22 protein-coding genes are annotated in these 19335 nt (G+C 43.9%); 17 read left to right on the top strand and 5 right to left on the bottom strand.

Annotated features, from left to right (window positions below; genetic code table 11):
* Positions 1-56: 56 nt before the first annotated feature.
* The 5 genes from AB5642_RS03075 to AB5642_RS03055 all read left to right on the top strand — a co-directional run bounded on the left by AB5642_RS03075 (position 57) and on the right by AB5642_RS03055 (position 4523).
* Positions 57-1049, top strand: a complete 993-nt coding sequence (locus tag AB5642_RS03075; protein ID WP_173770979.1) for an ABC transporter permease — start codon at positions 57-59, stop codon at positions 1047-1049.
* Positions 1046-1933, top strand: a complete 888-nt coding sequence (locus tag AB5642_RS03070; RefSeq protein WP_233456025.1) for an ABC transporter permease — start codon at positions 1046-1048, stop codon at positions 1931-1933. Before AB5642_RS03075 ends, AB5642_RS03070 begins: the two co-directional genes overlap by 4 nt.
* Positions 1934-1983: 50 nt before the next feature.
* On the top strand, positions 1984-2922 hold the full coding sequence (locus tag AB5642_RS03065; protein ID WP_148461110.1) for an ABC transporter ATP-binding protein: 939 nt from the start codon (positions 1984-1986) through the stop codon (positions 2920-2922).
* A gap of 175 nt (positions 2923-3097) precedes the next feature.
* Entirely contained in the window at positions 3098-3715 is a 618-nt protein-coding gene (locus AB5642_RS03060; RefSeq protein WP_195391974.1) for an ABC transporter ATP-binding protein, read from the top strand.
* A 214-nt stretch (positions 3716-3929) separates the two neighbouring features.
* Entirely contained in the window at positions 3930-4523 is a 594-nt protein-coding gene (locus tag AB5642_RS03055) for a 50S ribosomal protein L25 (RefSeq protein WP_195391975.1), read from the top strand.
* Positions 4524-4707: 184 nt separating this feature from the next.
* On the opposite strand, the gene AB5642_RS03050 is transcribed toward AB5642_RS03055, so the two are convergent.
* Positions 4708-5607 carry a selenium metabolism-associated LysR family transcriptional regulator gene (locus AB5642_RS03050; protein WP_118578168.1) on the bottom strand — a complete coding sequence of 300 codons (900 nt, stop codon included), beginning with the start codon at positions 5605-5607 and terminating at the stop codon, positions 4708-4710.
* Positions 5608-5664: 57 nt separating this feature from the next.
* Complete coding sequence (locus AB5642_RS03045) at positions 5665-6828, bottom strand: aminotransferase class V-fold PLP-dependent enzyme (protein ID WP_118578169.1); 1164 nt, start codon at positions 6826-6828, stop codon at positions 5665-5667.
* 169 nt (positions 6829-6997) lie between these two features.
* Between AB5642_RS03045 and yedE the strand changes: the two genes are divergently transcribed.
* The 8 genes from yedE to AB5642_RS03005 all read left to right on the top strand — a co-directional run bounded on the left by yedE (position 6998) and on the right by AB5642_RS03005 (position 13484).
* Positions 6998-8077, top strand: coding sequence for a YedE family putative selenium transporter (gene yedE / locus AB5642_RS03040; protein ID WP_368371450.1), 1080 nt, complete (start codon positions 6998-7000; stop codon positions 8075-8077).
* A gap of 91 nt (positions 8078-8168) precedes the next feature.
* The gene (locus tag AB5642_RS03035; protein WP_148461112.1) at positions 8169-8375 is read left to right on the top strand and encodes a sulfurtransferase TusA family protein; all 207 of its coding nucleotides are present in this window, start codon (positions 8169-8171) and stop codon (positions 8373-8375) included.
* Complete coding sequence (locus tag AB5642_RS03030) at positions 8375-8617, top strand: DUF3343 domain-containing protein (protein WP_148461113.1); 243 nt, start codon at positions 8375-8377, stop codon at positions 8615-8617. The genes AB5642_RS03035 and AB5642_RS03030 overlap by 1 nt, the downstream gene beginning before the upstream one ends.
* Positions 8618-8648: 31 nt before the next feature.
* Positions 8649-9287, top strand: a complete 639-nt coding sequence (locus AB5642_RS03025) for a DUF3786 domain-containing protein (RefSeq protein WP_195391976.1) — start codon at positions 8649-8651, stop codon at positions 9285-9287.
* Positions 9288-9548: 261 nt separating this feature from the next.
* A complete protein-coding gene (locus AB5642_RS03020; RefSeq protein ID WP_173734844.1) occupies positions 9549-10316 on the top strand; it encodes an ABC transporter ATP-binding protein in 768 nt (255 codons plus the stop codon).
* Positions 10309-12330, top strand: coding sequence for an FtsX-like permease family protein (locus tag AB5642_RS03015; RefSeq protein ID WP_187565068.1), 2022 nt, complete (start codon positions 10309-10311; stop codon positions 12328-12330). The genes AB5642_RS03020 and AB5642_RS03015 overlap by 8 nt, the downstream gene beginning before the upstream one ends.
* Before the next feature lie 121 nt (positions 12331-12451).
* Positions 12452-13177: an AzlC family ABC transporter permease gene (locus AB5642_RS03010; RefSeq protein ID WP_173716050.1), complete on the top strand. Its 726-nt coding sequence runs from the start codon at positions 12452-12454 to the stop codon at positions 13175-13177.
* Positions 13167-13484, top strand: coding sequence for an AzlD domain-containing protein (locus AB5642_RS03005; protein ID WP_118578176.1), 318 nt, complete (start codon positions 13167-13169; stop codon positions 13482-13484). Before AB5642_RS03010 ends, AB5642_RS03005 begins: the two co-directional genes overlap by 11 nt.
* A gap of 43 nt (positions 13485-13527) precedes the next feature.
* Here the strand turns inward: AB5642_RS03005 and dapF are convergent, their stop codons facing one another.
* Positions 13528-14382, bottom strand: a complete 855-nt coding sequence (dapF, locus tag AB5642_RS03000; RefSeq protein ID WP_173718158.1) for a diaminopimelate epimerase — start codon at positions 14380-14382, stop codon at positions 13528-13530.
* 336 nt (positions 14383-14718) lie between these two features.
* On the opposite strand from dapF, the gene AB5642_RS02995 reads away from it, so the two are divergent.
* The 3 genes from AB5642_RS02995 (at position 14719) to AB5642_RS02985 (ending at position 17168) form a co-directional block, all read left to right on the top strand.
* Complete coding sequence (locus tag AB5642_RS02995) at positions 14719-15498, top strand: transporter substrate-binding domain-containing protein (protein WP_173718157.1); 780 nt, start codon at positions 14719-14721, stop codon at positions 15496-15498.
* A gap of 241 nt (positions 15499-15739) precedes the next feature.
* Complete coding sequence (locus tag AB5642_RS02990) at positions 15740-16432, top strand: amino acid ABC transporter permease (protein WP_118578179.1); 693 nt, start codon at positions 15740-15742, stop codon at positions 16430-16432.
* Between the two features lie 13 nt (positions 16433-16445).
* Entirely contained in the window at positions 16446-17168 is a 723-nt protein-coding gene (locus tag AB5642_RS02985; protein WP_148461325.1) for an amino acid ABC transporter ATP-binding protein, read from the top strand.
* Between the two features lie 84 nt (positions 17169-17252).
* On the opposite strand, the gene AB5642_RS02980 is transcribed toward AB5642_RS02985, so the two are convergent.
* Both AB5642_RS02980 and asnA read right to left on the bottom strand, forming a co-directional pair.
* Entirely contained in the window at positions 17253-17663 is a 411-nt protein-coding gene (locus AB5642_RS02980) for a CBS domain-containing protein (protein ID WP_173718156.1), read from the bottom strand.
* A gap of 20 nt (positions 17664-17683) precedes the next feature.
* Positions 17684-18691 (bottom strand): aspartate--ammonia ligase, encoded by a 1008-nt coding sequence (asnA, locus tag AB5642_RS02975; protein WP_118578181.1) that lies wholly within the window; start codon positions 18689-18691, stop codon positions 17684-17686.
* 256 nt (positions 18692-18947) lie between these two features.
* Between asnA and AB5642_RS02970 the strand changes: the two genes are divergently transcribed.
* A partial coding sequence (locus AB5642_RS02970; protein ID WP_368371449.1) for a hypothetical protein occupies positions 18948-19335 on the top strand: 388 nt, incomplete at its 3' end.

Genomic DNA, 19335 nt, shown 5'->3' with positions numbered 1-19335 from the left:
TTTTTGTACATGTATCAGGTATGAAGAGTAGGAAAAAACGAAACGGATAAATTAAGATGAAACGTATAGGTATTTACGCAGGAAAGAACCTGCTACGAATCATATTACTGCTTTTTGCAGTAAGCATTCTTACCTTTGCCCTTGTATCAGCTTCCCCCATTGACCCGTTACAGGCCAATGTGGGGCAGGCTGCCCTGGGCAGTATGAGTGAAAAACAAAAAGAAAAGCTGTGCTCCTACTGGGGCGTGGATGAACCGCCAGTGCAGAGATATCTGAACTGGCTGAATGCATTTATAAAGGGAGATGGAGGAATGTCTCTGTTATACCGGCAGCCGGTGACAAAGGTCATTGCAGTGAAGCTGGGAAATTCTCTTTTTCTTATGGGACTGGCGTGGGTGGTTTCCGGACTTGTGGGCTTCCTTCTGGGAGTACTTGCAGGGGTGTTTCAGGGCAGGCTGCCGGATAAGATCATAAAAGGCTATTCACTGGTGATTGCCAGCACTCCTTCTTTCTGGCTGGCACTTTTGCTACTGATCATTTTTGGAGTCTGGATGAAAATCCTTCCCATTGGACTTAGTGTTCCTATTGGAGTAGAAGCCAGCGGTGTTTCCTTTTTGGACAGAGTGCGTCATGCCATTCTTCCGGCAGTCACTTTAAGCATAACCGGAATTTCGAATATCACATTACATACCAGGGAAAAAATGATTGATATAATGGAAAGCGATTACATCCTTTTTGCAAAGGCGCGGGGAGAGAAAACCGGAAGCATCATTTTTCACCATGGCATTCGTAATGTGCTGCTTCCGGCCATGACCCTGCAGTTTGCATCTGTCAGTGAGATCATAGGAGGTTCCGTTCTTGTGGAGCAGGTATTTTCCTATCCGGGACTGGGGCAGGCGGCTGTAGCGGCGGGAACTGGCAGTGATGTGCCTCTTCTTATGGGGATTACATTAATAACAGCAGCCATTGTTTTTCTGGGAAATTTCCTGGCAAATGTACTGTATGGAGTTGTTGATCCCAGAATCCGGAAGGGAGGGCTGGGGCTATGAACGAAGGTGTAATGAAAAACAGTTGTTCAAAGGGCAGCCCGGGAGCCGTGGAAAAGCAGAGGAAAAGGCTGAATCAGCGGCAGAAAGCAAGGATTTTGCTGATTTTTTCTGTAGCTTTTCTGGCGGTGACAGCCATACTTGGAGTGGTTCTTCATGATGCCGCTATGGTGACTGATTTTTCCAGAAAAAATATTGCTCCCTGTCTGAAATATCCTTTTGGTACGGACTGGCTGGGCAGAAATATGTTTTACCGTACTCTTACCGGTTTATCTATGAGTATTCTTATTGGCGTGCTGGCAGCAGGTGTAAGCGCAGTTATGGCACTGATTCTTGGAATTTGTGCAGCAACTCTTGGGAAAAAGGTGGACTCTGCCATCTCTTTTGCAATTGACACTGTTATGGGAATTCCGCATATTCTGCTGTTGATCCTGATTTCCTATGCTATGGGAAAAGGGCTGAAGGGAGTGATTGCAGGTGTGGCGCTGACGCACTGGACATCTCTGGCAAGGCTGATTCGAGGAGAGGTTATGCAGCTTCGGGAAAGTGAATATATTCAGATTGCAGGAAAGCTTGGGCTGGGCAAATGGGAGATTGCGAAAAAACACATAGTTCCCCATGTTCTGCCCCAGTTTATTGTTGGATTGGTATTGCTTTTCCCGCATGCAATTCTTCATGAGTCCAGTATTACATTTCTGGGCTTTGGGCTTTCCACAGAGCAGCCGGCGATTGGAGTTATTTTATCAGAAAGTATGCGCTATCTGATCATGGGCAAATGGTGGCTGGCTGTATTTCCTGGAATGATGCTGGTTCTTACGGTTGTGCTGTTTGAAAAAGGAGGTACAGCTCTTCGTCAGCTTCTGGATCCGGGAAGTGTGCACAAATAGAGAATAGCAGGAGGGGCTGTCCGGTAAGAGACAGCAGCGTATGAAAAAATATGAGTTGTACAAATAAGAAAAAAATACTGGAAATAGAAGAGCTTTCCGTTTCCTTTCTCCAATATAAAGGAAAAACCAGCAGACAGAGCTGGCTTCCCGTGATTTCAGGCCTATCTGTTGCAGTGAGGGAAGGGGAACTGGTGGCTGTAGTCGGTTCCAGCGGTTCCGGAAAAAGTCTTCTGGCACATGCGATTTTGGGAATTCTGCCTTATAATGCAAATGTATCCGGAACTATGAAGTTCCAGGGTGAATTGATGGACGAAAAGAAGATCAGTGAACTTCGTGGAAAGGAAATTGCTTTCGTACCTCAGAGCACCTTATATCTGGATCCGCTTATGAAAGTGGGGAAACAGGTCCGGGGAAAAAGAGGGAGAAAAGGGGCAGAAAAGCAATCGGAATTGTTCCGCAGGTATGGTCTGCCTGAGGAAACGGAAACGAAATATCCTTTCGAGTGTTCTGGAGGAATGACCAGAAGAATTTTGCTGTCTACTGCATTAATGGAAAATCCAAAGCTTATTATTGCGGATGAACCTACGCCTGGCATGGACCTGACACTTGCGAAAAAGTCTATGGAGGATTTCAGAAAATTTGCAGATGAAGGAAATGGAGTTCTTCTGATTACTCATGATATTGAGCTGGCACTGGAAGTTGCTGACAGGATCGTTGTTTTTTATGCAGGAAAAACAGTGGAAGAGGCCCCGGTTTCGGATTTTCGTTCAGAAGAGACCTTGCGCCATCCTTATACGAAAGCATTGTGGCGGGCACTTCCGCAGAATGGCTTTACCCCTCTTGACGGAACCCAGCCTTATGTGAAAGACATGCCGCAGGGATGTCCTTTTGGACCAAGGTGCAGCTGGTATCGGGAAGAATGCAAGGGGGAAATACCTATGGTGGAGGCTGGATGCGGAAGTGTCAGGTGTATCCGGTATTGTATGTAAAACGGAAATACCACCTGTCGGCGACATCACTATATAGGAAAATCAGCTGTTGTGTGCCTGTGGCACTCCCACAGCTGGAGGCAGCATTCGTAATCCGGGACTTTCATAGTAAAGTCTGATATGGGATGACTTTAATGCATGGTACATACTGAAGGGTTATAACAGGAGATATAAAATGATTCTGGAAGCACGAGATATTTCATTTTCTTATGAGAGAAAAGGTGCAGAACTTTTTTCAAATATAAATTTTAAAGTGGAAAACAACGAAAGAGTGTGGGTGCCAGGACCAAGTGGCTATGGAAAAACCACATTGTGTAAAATTCTGGCTGGCTATCTGGAACCTTGCAAAGGACAGATTTTGCTGGATGGAAAGCCTTTGCCGAAGAAAGGGTATTGTCCGGTGCAGATGATCTGGCAGCATCCGGAAAGGGCTGTGAATCCCAGACTGAAAATGGAAAATATTTTGTCTGATGGAGGGCAGGTTGAAAATCGGATCATAGAGGAGCTGGGGATAGAAGAAGATTGGATGAACCGGTATCCTCAGGAATTATCCGGTGGGGAATTGCAGCGTTTCTGTATTGCAAGAGCACTGGGAAAAGAGACAAGGTTTCTGATTGCAGACGAGATCAGTACCATGCTGGATCTCATCACGCAGAGCCAGATCTGGAATTTCCTGCTGGATGAAGTAAAAAGGCGGGAAATCGGGTTGATCGTGGTATCTCATAGTGAGGCATTATTGAAGCAGGTTGCAGAGCGAAAACTGCCTTTTACGGCAGAGAAGACAACTGCCTGAAAATTTTGAGTGATTCATTTATTTTATACTTCCATTTTCCAAGAAAAACAAGAGCAGATTTTAACAAAAAAATCCCTTAAAAAAAGTTATGTTTGGTTAATCATAATTGAAACAAGTGACTATAATAAGGGACGTAAAAAGAAAAAAGAAGTACTTAACAAAACCTCTTTGTTGAAGGCTGCTAAGCGTTTCAGAATTTTGGAGGAAAAGATAAATGAATACTTTAAAAGCTGAAAAAAGAAGCATGGATGTCAAAGCAAAGAAATTAAGAAGAGAAGGATTTGTAACAGGTAACCTGTTCGGCAGAGAAATTGAAGGTTCCATTCCCCTTAAGTTTACTAAGAAAGAAATTGAAGTTCTGTTGAAGAACAACAATAAAGGAAGCCAGGTAATGCTGGAACTGGATGGTAAAACCTATGATGCGCTGATCAAGGAAGTTGATTATAATCCACTTGCACATACAGTAGAGGAAGTTGATTTCCAGGCACTGGTAAGCAATGAGATGGTTCATTCCACTGCTGAGATCATTCTGGAAAATGAAGAGAAGGTTATGTCCGGTGTTCTGCAGGATGAGTTGAAAGAGGTTGCATACAAAGCACTTCCGGCAGATCTGGTTGACAAGATCAAGGTTGATGTCGCTGGTATGAAGATTGGTGATACGCTCCGTGTGAAAGACCTTGAGATCGCTAAGAATAAAAATATCCACATTACAACTGATCTGGAAGCAGTTATCGCAACTGTAACACCAGTTCACAACGTAGTTCCGGAGACTGAGACAGAGGCTGAAGAGACTGCTGAGGAGAAATAAGCTGGCGGCAGTTGCTGAAATTGAATTTTGAATATGTGTGAATGAAATGGGAAGCTGTTCACTGGGAAATTGGTGGGCAGCTTCCTTTTGTCTGGTATTTCTAAAAGCGGTTATTAGAGTGTGTTTGAAAAATCTCCCATAAATTGTGACGCACATCGTGCAGAAAGCCTTTTTTAAACACGCTCTAATAAAAATTTGTTACGAATTTTAAAAACTGCTTCACATGTGGCTTCAGAATCCGGTTCTTACTGTACACAATGTAGAAGGTTCGCATGGCGGATTCGTGATTCAGGGGAAACATGAGAATCTGGTGGGTGTCGGCCAGATCTTTGGCAGAGCAGGCAGAGAGGATGGAGATTCCAAGGCCGCCGGCTACAGACTTGCGGATGGCCTCCAGATCGTTCATGCGGGCTACAATGTGCAGGGAAGAAGCCGGGATATTTCGTTTTTCCAGATAGCGGTCAATTTCCTTTTTGGTTCCAGAACCAGTTTCGCGCATAATAAAGGGTTCTCTTAGAAAATCAGAGAAATCAAGGGTACCGGAATCCATTTTTTGCTGATATTGCAGGTAATGCTGGTTGACCGGGGTGGCAATTACAAGTTTATCTTTGCAAAAAGGGATAAAACAGCAGTCTGGTTCGTCAAAGGTATTTCCCACCAGAGCCAGATCCACGCTGCCATCTAGAACTCTTGCCACAGCGCCGAGACTGTCGGATTGCCAGGAGTGAAAATATACGTCTGGAATCTGGCAGGTGAAGGCACTGAGAATACCTGGCAGAAGGTAGGAGGAAGGAATGGTGGAAACAGCCAGGTCAATGATCTTTTTATTTTGTCCGGTGAACTCTTCTATAATGTTGCTGCGCATGTTCAGCATATTGGAGGCGCAGTCATAGAGCAGAAGACCGCGCTGGGTGATGTTCAGCTTCTTGGTGGTGCGGATCAGCAGCCGCGAGTTCAATTCCTGTTCCAGAGAATTGATGTGGGCACTGATGGTGGGCTGGGTCAGGTTCAGCTGGCGGGCGGCTTCGGAGAAGCTTTTATTTTCGACTACGGCTACGAAGGCCTCTAATTGTTTAAATTCCATAGGATAAAAATACTGGTTCCTTTCTCAAAGACTAATTAAGTGTTACTAATGCTGAATTTATAAGTCTAAAATTTTCTTTAATCCCTGGATGGCAAAATCCAGCTCATTCTTTGTATTTTCCGGTCCAAAGGAGAACCGGATAGTTCCGGCAGGATAAGTACCAAGCGTCTTGTGGGCGTTTGGAGCGCAGTGGAGTCCGACTCTGGTCATAACACCATACTCATTGTCCAGCTGCCACGCCACCTGTGACATGTCGATTTCTGGTGTCTGGATCGAAACAACTGCATTTCGGTCAGTGAGATCTTTTTTTCCAATAATACGGATATGTCTGCCAGTATCGTCCAGTGCCTGCAGCTGTTCCAGAAAATAACCAGTGAGAGACAATTCTTTTTCATTTATCGCCTGCAAAGAATGCGTTTTCAAGTACAAAAGTGCTTCATGCAGTCCATAAATTCCAGGCAGATTAGGTGTCCCGGATTCAAAGCGATCCGGCATAAAATCCGGAATTTCTTCCGTATGAGATACACTTCCGGTACCGCCGGAAATCAGTGGTTCCATTTGTTCTGCCAATTCCTGGGAAACCAGGAAACCACCTGTCCCTTGTGGTCCCCGAAGTCCTTTATGTCCGGTAAAAGCTAACGCGTCAATATGCATTTTGTCCATATTAATTGGTACGATCCCAGCCGTCTGTGCAGAATCCACAACAAAATAAAGCTGGTGCCTCTGACAGATTTCCCCAAGGGCATCAAGGGGCATCCTGGTTCCGCATACATTGGAAGCATGTAAAGTGACAATAGCTTTCGTCTCAGGGCGGATCAGTTCTTCTACTTTTTCCAGAATCATAGAGCCGTCCGTTCTGCAAGGAATCCGGTCAAAGGAAATCCCTGAGGAAGCCAGCTGTACTACAGGTCTCATAACTGCATTGTGCTCCATGGCGGATACCAGAATATGGTCTCCTGGTTTTAAGAATCCTTTTAAAATAAAATTGAGACTGGTGGTGACATTCGGTGTAAAAATTACATTTTTGCATTTGGAAAAGTGGAAAAGTTCTGCCAGCAGCTGGCGTGTCTCATAAATAACTTCTTCTGCTGAGTAAGCACTGGAGTAGCAGCCGCGGTTCACGTTAACTCCGTTCATAGTCAGGTAATCCATCATAGCTTGTGCCACACCTGGAGCCTTTGGAAAAGAGGTGCTGGCCTGGTCGAGGTAAATTCGGTTCATGATTATATCCTTTCGCTTGGAAAATGGTTATTTAATATATCTATAATACCACGATTTATCGACAATATCTATAAATACTTAAAATAATCCCACATAATCAATTAGAGTTTTCTGACAAAAAATGCTAAAATAGAGGAAAGATTTGACAGTTATCTAAGGAGGAAAGAGTATGAAAGAAACATTGTCAAAGAAAGAAACACCCATAATCATCGGAGCCGGTGTCATCATCGGAATCATTGCAGTGGCTCTGGTATATTTCGGAAACCCTGCAAATATGGGCTTCTGCATTGCCTGCTTCCTGCGTGATACTTCAGGAGCACTGGGATTCCACAGTGTAGCTGCGGTTCAGTACATCCGCCCGGAAATTGTAGGACTGGTACTTGGCTCCTGCATTCTTGCTCTTGCAACCAAAGAATTTAAGCCAAGAGGCGGCTCCGCACCTGTTACCCGTTTTGTGATCGGAATGTTCGTTATGATCGGCTGCCTGATGTTCCTTGGCTGCCCATTCCGCATGATCCTTCGTCTGGCTGGCGGCGATTTCAACGCCATCTTTGGTTTGATCGGATTTATTGCTGGAATCCTTGCCGGAGTATTTTTCCTGAAAAAAGGCTATACTCTGAAACGTTCCTATAAAATGCAGCCGGTTGAAGGCGGCATTTTCCCAGTAGTGGAAATCGGAATTCTTCTGCTTCTCATTGCAGCACCTGCATTCATCCACTTCACAGAAGCTGACGGTGGTCCTGGAGCAAAGCATGCTGCAATTGCAATCTCCCTGATCGCAGGGCTTCTGGTAGGTGCACTTGCACAGAGAACCCGCCTGTGTATGGTTGGAGGAATCCGTGACGTGGTACTGTTTGGAGAGTGGAAGCTGCTTCTTGGATTTATTGCAATTCTGGTAAGTGCGTTGATCGGAAACATGATCCTGGGATATTTTAATCCAGGATTTGCAGGACAACCTGTCGCACATACAGATGGTCTTTGGAATGCACTTGGAATGGCGCTTGCAGGATTTGGCTGTGTCCTTCTTGGAGGCTGCCCGCTTCGTCAGCTGGTTCTGGCTGGTGAAGGAAACACAGACTCCGCCATCACAGTATTTGGTCTGATGGCTGGTGCAGCTGTAGCACATAATTTCGGACTGGCATCTTCTGGAGAAGGCCCGACTGCAAATGGCAAGATCGCTGTTGTGATCGGTTTTGTGGTTCTGATCGTGATTGCGACAGTAAATTCCATGCGTAAGAATGAAGCGTGAAGTTGATTAAGGACGCTCATTTATAGTATATCTGTGTAAACAGACAATTCCGTTTAGTTGAAATAATGAAAAATCTAAGGAGATTAAGTGTATGAAAACAATAGATGCAAGAGGGCTTTCCTGCCCGGAACCTGTGATCCGTACTAAGAATGCGCTGGCATCCGGTGAGAAGGCATATACGGTAATGGTAGATAACGTAACAGCCAAAGAAAACGTATCCCGTTTCGCCCTGCATCAGGGATATAAGGTGTCTGTAAAAGAGGATGGGGAAGACTTTGTCCTCACTCTTGAGAAATAATGGGAGATTACATAGCCACATTTTTTTCCCATTTTGGAGCTATGTCTTTCAAGAAAAAATGTGAGAAAGAGGGATATCCGGCTACAATCATGCCGGTGCCAAGGAATTTAAGCTCTTCCTGCGGAACCTGCGTGAAATTCACAGGGGAAGCACAGACTGCGCAAAACTGGAACTCCGATGAAGTGGAGCAGCTGGTAAAAATACTTGAAACAGGAAGCTTTCAAGTTATATGGCATAGCTAAAGGTAAATAGCGAATAAGGGGAGAATGTGTTATGTTAGAAAACAGGCAGTCTAATTATGACCAGGTAATCGAGAACTGGAGGTTGAAATTCCTGGGAATGGATCAGGAGGAACTGATTCGCAAATTTCAGCTGGAAGCTGATGAGGAGTTTCTTTATATCATCTACTTTTCAAAAAGATTTCGAATTGATCGAAAAACTGGATTCATTACAGAAGATGGGAAAAACCCTGGATTTGATACGGTGATGAATATTTATAATACGTTTTACTATTCAGCAGCTCATCCTGTGGCATCGGGCAATCTGGTGGCTTTCCGTCAGGTGAAGAGAGTGTATCCTTTTGAGGCTGCTTACAGAAGGACGATTATTTCCAGGCTGCAGGAGCTTTTCTCCGGGAAAACAGAAGAATTAAGAAAAGCCTGTGAGGCTCTTGGGGGAACTTTGCTTCCTCAGGGAGATGTGGGGTATGTGCTTCCGGTATTTCCCTTTTTGAATATTGCAGTTTTGTTCTGGGATAAGGATGAGGAATTTGAAGCACAGGCAAATATGCTTTTTGATTCGGAAATCACGGAGTTCATGCATGAGGAAAACGTAGTGTGTGTGGCGGCGGACGCGGTGTATTATCTTACATTGGCTGCCGGAATGACGCCAGAGAAGATATATGCCCAATAGGGGATTATAATATAAAAAAGGTCGTATATGTCAGCGGCCTTTTTATATTGCAAAAAATACTGACCAAATCTTCTATATCATAAAGAGTTTTGCCAGATGAAATTTTTTTCTTGCAAACTTTATGTGACAACCTTACAACATTGTAAGATTCTGCCTGCATTTTGTAATCTGATTCGATGGCAGCAAGTGACTTTTTTAAGTATACTGTTTTTTGCAAGGAAGCGTATGAAAAAGCTCATTGATAAAGGAGAGGAGTAAAAAATGTCATTACTTGAAGTTACAAATCTGAAAAAAATATATACCACTCGTTTTGGCGGAAATAAGGTGCAGGCATTGAACAATGTGAATTTTTCTGTGGAAAAAGGTGAATTTGTTGCAATTATGGGAGAAAGCGGTTCCGGAAAAACTACACTTCTGAATATTCTTGCAACACTGGATAAACCTACTTCCGGAGACGTACTTCTGGATGGAAAAAGCCTGGGACACCTTTCTGATAAGGAGATTTCTACATTTCGAAGAAAAAATCTGGGCTTTGTGTTCCAGGATTTTAATCTTCTTGATACCTTCAGCCTGAGGGATAATATTTATCTGCCGCTGGTGCTGGCTGGTGAAGATTACCGGGAAATGGGGCAGAAAATCCGCCCTATTGCACAGGCTCTTCATATTTATGAGCTGCTGGAAAAATATCCTTATGAGGTCTCTGGAGGACAGAAACAAAGATGTGCAGTTGCCAGGGCTCTGATTACACAGCCGCGCCTGGTCCTTGCGGATGAACCCACAGGGGCTCTCGATTCCAAGGCTGCAAATGCTCTTCTGGACGTTTTCGGAGAGATAAACAGACAGGGACAGACCATTCTCATGGTTACTCACAGCGCCCAGGCAGCTAGCCGGGCATCCAGGGTTCTGTTCATAAAAGATGGTGAAGTTTTCCACCAGATCTATCGCGGCGAGAAAACAAAAGAGGAGATGTATCAGATGATTTCCGATACCTTAACCATTTTGATGACGGGCGGTGAGTATCATGCGTAAGGGATTTTTTGCCAGGCTGGCAGTTGTAAACATCCGGAAAAACAAACAGATTTATGTGCCCTATATTCTGGCGTGTCTGTTCAATGTGGCAATGCTGTATATGATGCTTTTTATCAATCATAATGCAGGAATGAAAACGATCCGTCACAGTGGTGACGTGTTGATGATCACGACTATGGGAGTTGGCGTTATTGTTATTTTCTCCTTTATTTTCCTGTTGTACAGCAACAGTTTCCTCATGAAAAGAAGACAAAAGGAACTGGGACTTTACAACATTCTCGGTTTGGAAAAGAAGCATATCAGCAGGGTTATGATGCTGGAGAATCTGTTTAGTGCCTTGATCAGTTTTGTTGGCGGAATCCTTGTGGGAATTCTGGGAAGCAAGCTGGCGCTTCTGCTGCTCTTGAAACTGATCAAGGTTCCGGCGTCCTTTGGGTTCGAAGTCAGCGTTCCGGCAATCAGAATATGCCTGGAAGTGTTTGGAGCTATTTTTGTTTTGATCCTTCTGGTAAATATCAGGAAGGTTTACAAAACAAACCCGATTCAGCTTCTTCAGGCACAAAATGCAGGGGAAAAGGAACCAAAAGCAAAATGGCTGATGGCGGTTGCTGGTTTTATCTGTCTGTTTATCGGATATTATATTGCCATTACCACAGAGTCACCTCTTTCGGCGCTGGCGCTGTTCTTTGTGGCAGTGGTTCTGGTAATGGCAGGAACGTATCTTCTTTTTACAGCAGGAAGCATTGTGGTGCTCAAAGTTCTGCGCTGGAATAAGAAATTTTATTATAAAACCAAGAATTTTACTGCTGTTTCCGGTATGCTGTACCGCATGAAACAAAATGCAGTTGGACTTGCAAGTATCTGCATTCTGAGCACAGGCGTACTTCTGATGATCTCTTCTACGGTGTGCCTGAATTCCGGACTGGATGATATTATGAACAAACGCTGTCCGGCGGATGTGAATGTGCTGTACCGGGGAAATTCTTATGAAGATCTGGAAAAAATGAGAGAGAAATTACTGGGAAAAATTGAAAACCAGGTTTCTTATGAGAAAATTAACACCGAAATTGCTTTTTCATCTACGCTTGTGGGAAGCGAAGATGGGAGTTGGAAATTTGCAAATGTTGATGGGAGTTCCCTTATGGCAATGCCAGCCTCATTGGAAACCCTTACCGTGGTTCCACAGGAAGAGTATGCCAGGGTTACGGGAGAAGAGATTTCCCTTGCGCCAGGTGAAGTTCTTGCTTACCACAATGGAAAAACAGACGGTGAGACTCTGGAGATTCATAACAAGGTTTACCAGGTGAAAGAATGGCTGAAAAATTACCAGTATGTGGGAGATAATTTTTCTTCTATGGATTCTTTGAAGCTGGTTGTAAATGACGAAGACTTTTTTGCTTTGTTTTTGCAGCAGGAGAAAGTTTATCAAAGTGCAATGTCTCTGATGGAACTGGAAACGGATGTGTATCTGTCTGGAAGTGAAGAAGAAAAATATGCATCTGCCACCAAAGTAAGCGATCTTGCAACGGAGCTTCTGGATTCCGAAAAAGCAGCTGGAACTATAGAAGTGGGAATGAACTACAATACTATAAAACAGGATCTGTATAACAGTTTTTACAGTATGTTCGGTGGAATTTTGTTCCTTGGAATTTTCCTTGGACTGCTGTTCCTGATGGGGGCGGCCATGATCATTTACTACAAGCAGGTTTCAGAGGGCTATGAGGATAAGGAACGGTTCGAGATCATGCAGAAGGTGGGCATGACTCATAAAGAGGTGAAATCTTCCATTCACAGACAGATCCTTATGGTATTTTTCCTTCCTCTTGGAATGGCAGCACTGCATATTGCTATGGCATTTCCTATGGTAAAGAGACTGCTGGCGCTGTTTAGCATGACAAACAGCGGTTTGTTTGCCAGATGCACGGTGGTGACATTATTGGTGTTTGCTTTGGTTTATGGCGTGATTTATGGGCTGACAGCGAAGGTTTATTACAAGATTGTAGAGAGAAAGTGAGAATACAAGGGATAATAGTTGAATTTATCAGTGTAAAGTGCTACAATGAGAGAGCCTGGGAGGCCAAAACTGTTTCCCAGGCTCTTTGCGTGACTACAGAAGAAACCGGAGGAAATCTCTCATGAAAAAAGAGAGCTTTAAACAAGGAATTACAGATGGAATCCCCATTGCCCTGGGGTATCTGGCTGTTTCCTTTACGTTTGGTATGATGGCGGTGCAGGGCGGACTGTCTATCTGGCAGGCGGTCTTGATTTCTTTGACGAATCTTACGTCAGCGGGACAATTTGCAGGTCTTGATATTATCATAGCAGGAGGTTCCTTATGGGAAATGGCACTTACTCAGCTGATTATCAATCTGAGATACTGTCTGATGTCGTTTTCCCTTTCACAGAAGCTAAGACGTGATGAAACTTGGGGGCATCGTTACGGAGTTGCATTTGGCGTAACAGATGAGATATTCGGAGTCAGTGCCAGTAAACCGGGGAAAGTCAGTGCGTTTTATAATTATGGTGTAATGAGTGTAGCAATCCCGGGATGGACCATTGGAACCCTGCTTGGAGCTATTTCAGGAAGTATTCTTCCTAATTTTATTATGAGTGCACTTGGAGTTGCCATTTATGGAATGTTTTTGGCTGTCATTATTCCGCCATCCAAGAAAAACAAAGCAGTGCTTCTGGTTGTTCTTGGAGCAATGGCAGTGAGCGCATTATTTGCCTGGGTTCCTGTATTATCGAAAGTCTCATCCGGATTTGTGATTATTATTACTACAATTCTGGTAGCCGGACTGGCAGCATGGCTTTGCCCGGTTGATGAAGAAAATGCCAAGGAGGAAGCTCATGAAGCCTAATGTTTATATTTATATCCTGGTTATGGCTGGCGTTACATATTTGATCCGTATGCTGCCATTGGCACTGGCGAAGAAGGAGATTACCAATCCTTTTATAAAATCATTTCTGTTTTATGTGCCCTATGCCTGTCTTGCAGCTATGACGTTTCCGGCGATTTTGTCGGCGACGGCAAGTGTGATTTCTGCTGTAGTGGGATTTGTAGTGGCGCTGATTGCAGCGTACAAAGAGAAGAGTCTGCTGACTGTGGCGCTTCTTGCCTGTGGTGCTGTATTTATTGTAGAAAGAATAATGGCCTTTGCAGTGTAAGCATTACAAAATGCCTACGGTCCGCAAGGGCCTTTTTATTGAGTCATTCTCCAAGAAATCCCAGATCAATTTCCCCATCAAATACAGTAGTCGCCGGACCAGTCATATAAACCTGATCGTCATTTTCGTCCCAGAAAATATTAAGATCGCCACCAAGAAGCTTCACGGTAACCGGCTGATCACGGTCAACCAGCCCGTTCAAAATAGAAGCAACTGCAACTGCACAGGCACCTGTTCCACAAGCCAGAGTCTCACCGGAACCGCGCTCCCAGACTCTCATCTGGACAGTGTGTCGGTCGATGACTTTTACGAATTCGGTATTGACGCGGTCCGGGAAATTTATATGGTTTTCAAAAGATGGACCGATCTTTTCGATTTTCAGTCCGTTTACGTCATCCATGTATACGATGGCGTGAGGATTTCCCATGGAAACAGCTGTAAAGTGATAAATCTGTCCGTCTACTTCAATAGGGGCATTTACGACCTGCTCAGATTCAGATACAACTGGAATCAGAGAAGCCTGAAGAATAGGGGCACCCATATTGACCTTTACCATACTGACTTTTCCGTCACGGATAGAAAGATCCAGATATTTCACGCCGCTTTTGGTCGCTACGCTGATACTGGTCTTGTTTACAATGCCGTAATCGTAAGCATACTTGGCTACACAGCGGATGCCATTGCCGCACATAGCACCCTGGGAACCATCCAGGTTGTACATATCCATCTCACAGTCTGCAATGTCAGACGGCTTAATCAGAATCAGTCCGTCTGAGCCAATTCCAAAATGTCTGTCACTCACAAATTTGGCAACTGCTGATGGATCTTTCACAGTTTCTTTAAAACAGTTCACATATACATAATCGTTGCCGATACCATGCATTTTTGTAAATTTCATAACAAATACCTCCTGTTTAGGCGGTTAACGCCTTGGTCATTCAATTATTTAATTACTCCACACAAATCATATCATAACACAGATCTGTTATCAAAAAGTGAATTTTTCCAAATAATGACAAAGAAGTTGGGGAAATTTATGGAAACTCTTGCATTTTTCCCAAAAGCTGATAAAATGGGGAAAAGATAGATGAATGAATATGCAGAAAGCATGAATAATTATGTCCCCATCTTGTGAAGTCGGTTGTTGTGGAAGAAATAAACAGCAACAGCTTACTATGTGGATGAAGATATAAGGAACTGGTTCTGTATATGAGATTAAGAGGAGGAAAAGAATATGAAAAAATTAGTAGCTCTTGCACTTGGCACAGTAATGGCAGTTTCCATGACTGCTGGCGTATCTGCTGCAACTGTTGAGTCAAAGGATGATCTTAAGAATGCAACAATCGGTGTACAGCTTGGTACAACCGGTGATATTGAAGCTAGTGAATATGAGGCTGACGGAGCAACTGTTAAGCGTTACAGCAAAGGAAGCGAAGCAATCCAGGCACTTATGGCCGGTCAGATTGACTGTGTGATCATCGACTCACAGCCAGCTCAGAAATTTGTTGAGAATGCAGACGGACTAAAGATCCTGGACGAGCCATTCGTTGAAGAAGAGTATGCAATCTGCCTGAAGAAAGGCAATGATGAGCTTCTTGACAAGATTAACGGCGCATTAAAAGAACTGAAAGAGGACGGAACTGTTGATGATATTATGAACAACTACATCGGTGATAACATTGGCGAGACACCATATGAGTCTCCGGAAGATGTAGACCGTTCCAACGGAACTCTTGTAATGGCAACAAACGCTGAGTTCGAGCCATATGAGTATCGTGAAGGTGATGAGGTTGTTGGTATCGACGCTGATATTGCACAGGCAATCTGTGATAAGCTTGGATATGAGCTTGAGATCGACGATATGGAGTTTGATGCAATCCTTGCCGCAGTACAGTCTGGAAAAGCTGATTTCGGTGCTGCCGGAATGACCGTTACAGAGGATCGTCTGGAGAGTGTTGATTTCACAGACACCTATGCAAATGCAAGCCAGGTTATCATTGTAAAAGCTGACTGATAGAAATAATACAGCATAAGCTGTCAGAGAAGTGTGAGTCACCTAGATGAATGCTGTTTGGGAAAAGCTTGGAATGTATAAGCTTTGGATACAGGCAGATCAAGGTGACTCATACTAATGTTACTGACTGAAAGAATGAAAACAGCCAGCATACAGTTCTGGCAGCTTTTCCTATATGGAATGGTGCCGAAAGAGAAGCAGGCACTGCACCATTAGATAAGCAAATAAAAAGGGAAATAATATGTTTGAAAAATTTGGACACGATTTTTATATCAATTTTATAAAAGATGACAGATACACCTGGCTGCTGGATGGTTTGAAAAATACCATGATCATCACTGTTTTCGCCCTGTTGATCGGTATCTGTATCGGTTTTCTGGTGGCAATTATCCGTTCTTCCCACGATAAATCCGGGAATTTTAAAATTGCCAACTCCATCTGCAGAGTTTATCTGACTGTGATCCGTGGAACACCTACTGTGATCCAGCTTCTGATCATGAACTTTGTAGTTTTTGGTTCTGTAAGCGTCAATGAGATTCTGGTAGGAAGTCTGGCATTTGGTATCAACTCAGGTGCCTACGTTGCGGAGATCGTCCGTTCCGGAATCATGTCAATTGATCAGGGACAGACAGAGGCAGGACGTAGCCTGGGACTTAATTTTACCCAGACCATGCGTCTTATTATCATTCCACAGGCGTTTAAGAATGTGCTTCCTGCACTGGTAAATGAGTTTATCGTGCTGATCAAGGAAACTTCTATTATCGGTTACATCGGAATGATGGACCTGACCAAGGGTGCAATGCTGATCCAGAGCCGTACCTACAATGCTTTTATGCCTCTTCTGGCAGCAGCAGCAATTTATCTGATCGTGGTCATGGTACTGACTTTCTTTATGAATAAACTGGAGAGGAGACTGAGAACCAGTGAGCGTTGATAAGAGTAAAGTTTTGATCCAGGTACAGGATTTGAAAAAAGCGTTTGGATCCAATCAGGTTCTGGATGGAATTTCCACAGATATCTGTCAGGGCGAGGTTGTTGCCATTATCGGACCATCTGGCTCTGGTAAATCTACTTTCCTTCGTTCTCTCAACCTTCTGGAGGAGCCTACAGGAGGTAAAATCCTGTTTGAAGGAACAGATATCACAGATCCCAAGGTTGACATAAATCGACATCGTCAGAAGATCGGAATGGTTTTCCAGCAGTTTAATCTGTTTCCACACAAGACGGTAAAGCAGAATATTATGATGGCACCGGTTGCCCTGAAACTGATGACAAAGGAAGAGGCTTCCAGACGTGCGGACGAGCTTCTTGCTCGTGTGGGACTTCCAGATAAGGCAAATGCTTATCCGGATATGCTTTCCGGTGGTCAGAAGCAGCGTATTGCCATTGCAAGATCCCTTGCCATGAATCCGGATGTTATGCTTTTTGACGAGCCTACTTCTGCACTGGATCCGGAGATGGTTGGAGAGGTTCTGGAGCTGATGAAAGAGCTTGCAAAGAGCGGCATGACTATGGTTGTAGTTACTCACGAGATGGGATTTGCAAGAGAGGTTGCAACAAGAGTTTTATTTATTGATGACGGCAAAATTCAGGAACAGAATGCGCCGAAGGAATTTTTTGAAAATCCGCAGAATCCGCGATTGAAGGAATTTTTGTCTAAGGTTCTGTAAAAAGAAAAAAGACAACCTTTTCCATTGGTTTAAATGGGACAGAGGTTGTCTTTTTTTGTGTGAAAAATGCGGTGAATTAAAATCCTATGTGTTTTTCTTCATTTCTTTATAACAATATTTGATGATTTCTTTCCTTGTGACAATTCCGATAAAGTGATCCTGATCATCTATAACCGGCACAAAGTTCTGGTTGATTGCGCGGTCCAGGAGATCCTCCATGTCGCAGTCAACATGTACCGGTTTGTAGGTGGCTCTTCTGGAGATAGCCATAACTGGTACTTCCTCGGCTGTTTTCATATCCGTGATGTTCAGATTTTTCATTCCCCAGAGAAGATCACCCTCAGAAATAGTACCTACGTATTTTCCATCTGGATTCAGAATAGGAATACAGGAAAATTTCCGGTGTTCCATTTTCTCAAGAGTCTGCCTCAAAGTTTCATTCTCGAAAATGTAGGCAATATCACTTTTCGGTGTTAAGAAAAAAAGTATATTCAATTTGATCCCTCGATTCTATTTTACAGAAGTGGAATACCGCCTTTAGCAGCTTCTTCCTGCATTTCCTTAGGCCACAGGGAAACATGTACTTCTCCAATATGAGCCTTGCGCAGGAAGAACATACAGATACGGGACTGACCGATACCGCCGCCGATGGTGTATGGAAGTTCTTTATTCAGAATGGCCTTCTGGAACGGGAGCTCTCTGCGGTCGTCACAGCCGGCTTCTGTAAGCTGTTTGTCAAGTGCTGTCTCGTCTACACGGATACCCATGGAAGAAAGTTCAAGGGCAATGTCCAGTACAGGATAGTATACCAGAATATCGCCGTTTAATTCCCAGTCATCATAGTCTGGAGCACGTCCGTCGTGGCGCTCGCCATTTGTCAGTTTCTTACCTACCTGCATAAGGAAAACAGCGCCTTTTTCTTTGACAATCTTGTATTCTCTTTCCTTAGGGGTAAGATCCGGATACATGTCTACAAGCTCTTCTGTGGAGACAAATGCAATCTCTCTTGGAAGAATTTCTTCTATGTAGTCATACTGTACTGCCATGTATTTCTCTGTCTTGCGGAGTACGCTGTAGATAGTACGGACAGTGTTAATGAGAGTTTCTACATTTCTCTCTTCTTTGGTGATGATCTTCTCCCAGTCCCACTGGTCTACATAGATGGAATGGATGTTGTCAACATCCTCATCACGGCGGATGGCAACCATATCGGTGTATAAGCCCTCACCTACAGAGAAACCATATTTCTTCAGTGCATAACGCTTCCATTTTGCAAGAGAATGTACGATTTCAGCGTTGCAGTCCATGCCTTTGATGTCAAAGCTTACCGGACGCTCCACGCCGTTCAGGTTATCATTGAGGCCGGAACTTGGATCTACAAATATAGGTGCGGAGACACGCAGAAGGTTCAGCTTCTGTGCAAGTGTCTGCTGGAAAAAATCTTTCACAGTTTTAATTGCTACCTGAGTATCATGAAGATTAAGGTCTGCATGATAGCCCATAGGAATTTTTAATTGTTCCATGGGAATCCTCCTTGTTGATTGTGTTAATCTCTGTTTTCTGTTCACGATAATGTTCTGTGGTTACTAAAACGTAAACAGGAACAATCTCGGTTTATTATAACAGGTATTTTCCCGCTTGGCAATTTAGACCTTGCAAGAAATATGCAAAAAAGATACAATAAAAGACAAAGAATGTGATGATTTTTCCCTGTTGGAGCAAAAACAGGAATTACAGGTTGTGGTGAAACAGAATAACCAGAGAACCGGGAGGATGTCTATGGAGAAAAAGAGGTGCCAGGTCTGCGATGGGCCTGTTGTAAATGGCAGATGTAAGCTGTGTGGAATGCCTTATAGAAATGATGAGACTTTGTATCATCTGAATGAGAACAGAAGTGACCATTACCGTCATGCTACCAGCCGGGCGCGGGCAATCATGCGCCAGGAGGAAATCCCGCTGGGAGATAAGAAGGCTGGAAGTGCTGCATATAAGACCGGGACCGGAACAGGCGTGGCAGGAGCCGGAAATAAATATGATCAGAAAACGGGAACTGGAAGTTCTAAGTCACTGGCTGGTGCAGGCACAGGGAATTTTTATAATAAGGGAAGTGTGAAAGCAGGAAGTACATATGGAGGCAGCACTGGCGCTGCTAAGAATGGAAATAAGG

Origin of the sequence: Ruminococcus sp. 1001136sp1_2201st1_G3_2201SCRN_220225, from assembly GCF_040924365.1 — a bacterium.
Lineage (GTDB): Bacteria > Bacillota > Clostridia > Lachnospirales > Lachnospiraceae > Blautia_A > Blautia_A faecis.
Note: the sequence above shows the minus strand (reverse complement) of the source record. Positions and strands in the feature narration are given on the sequence as shown.

Excerpts from the sequence above, each read along its gene's own strand:
- AB5642_RS03050 (WP_118578168.1), bottom strand. The coding sequence starts at position 5,607 with ATGGAATTTAAACAATTAGAGGCCTTCGTAGCCGTAGTCGAAAATAAA.
- AB5642_RS03015 (WP_187565068.1), top strand. The coding sequence starts at position 10,309 with ATGCGTAAGGGATTTTTTGCCAGGCTGGCAGTTGTAAACATCCGGAAA.
- AB5642_RS03055 (WP_195391975.1), top strand. The coding sequence starts at position 3,930 with ATGAATACTTTAAAAGCTGAAAAAAGAAGCATGGATGTCAAAGCAAAG.
- AB5642_RS02990 (WP_118578179.1), top strand. The coding sequence starts at position 15,740 with ATGTTTGAAAAATTTGGACACGATTTTTATATCAATTTTATAAAAGAT.
- AB5642_RS03030 (WP_148461113.1), top strand. The coding sequence starts at position 8,375 with ATGGGAGATTACATAGCCACATTTTTTTCCCATTTTGGAGCTATGTCT.
- AB5642_RS03025 (WP_195391976.1), top strand. The coding sequence starts at position 8,649 with ATGTTAGAAAACAGGCAGTCTAATTATGACCAGGTAATCGAGAACTGG.
- AB5642_RS03045 (WP_118578169.1), bottom strand. The coding sequence starts at position 6,828 with ATGAACCGAATTTACCTCGACCAGGCCAGCACCTCTTTTCCAAAGGCT.
- yedE (WP_368371450.1), top strand. The coding sequence starts at position 6,998 with ATGAAAGAAACATTGTCAAAGAAAGAAACACCCATAATCATCGGAGCC.
- AB5642_RS03075 (WP_173770979.1), top strand. The coding sequence starts at position 57 with ATGAAACGTATAGGTATTTACGCAGGAAAGAACCTGCTACGAATCATA.
- AB5642_RS03020 (WP_173734844.1), top strand. The coding sequence starts at position 9,549 with ATGTCATTACTTGAAGTTACAAATCTGAAAAAAATATATACCACTCGT.
- AB5642_RS02995 (WP_173718157.1), top strand. The coding sequence starts at position 14,719 with ATGAAAAAATTAGTAGCTCTTGCACTTGGCACAGTAATGGCAGTTTCC.
- AB5642_RS03035 (WP_148461112.1), top strand. The coding sequence starts at position 8,169 with ATGAAAACAATAGATGCAAGAGGGCTTTCCTGCCCGGAACCTGTGATC.
- dapF (WP_173718158.1), bottom strand. The coding sequence starts at position 14,382 with ATGAAATTTACAAAAATGCATGGTATCGGCAACGATTATGTATATGTG.
- AB5642_RS03070 (WP_233456025.1), top strand. The coding sequence starts at position 1,046 with ATGAACGAAGGTGTAATGAAAAACAGTTGTTCAAAGGGCAGCCCGGGA.
- AB5642_RS03065 (WP_148461110.1), top strand. The coding sequence starts at position 1,984 with ATGAGTTGTACAAATAAGAAAAAAATACTGGAAATAGAAGAGCTTTCC.
- AB5642_RS03005 (WP_118578176.1), top strand. The coding sequence starts at position 13,167 with ATGAAGCCTAATGTTTATATTTATATCCTGGTTATGGCTGGCGTTACA.
- asnA (WP_118578181.1), bottom strand. The coding sequence starts at position 18,691 with ATGGAACAATTAAAAATTCCTATGGGCTATCATGCAGACCTTAATCTT.
- AB5642_RS03060 (WP_195391974.1), top strand. The coding sequence starts at position 3,098 with ATGATTCTGGAAGCACGAGATATTTCATTTTCTTATGAGAGAAAAGGT.
- AB5642_RS03010 (WP_173716050.1), top strand. The coding sequence starts at position 12,452 with ATGAAAAAAGAGAGCTTTAAACAAGGAATTACAGATGGAATCCCCATT.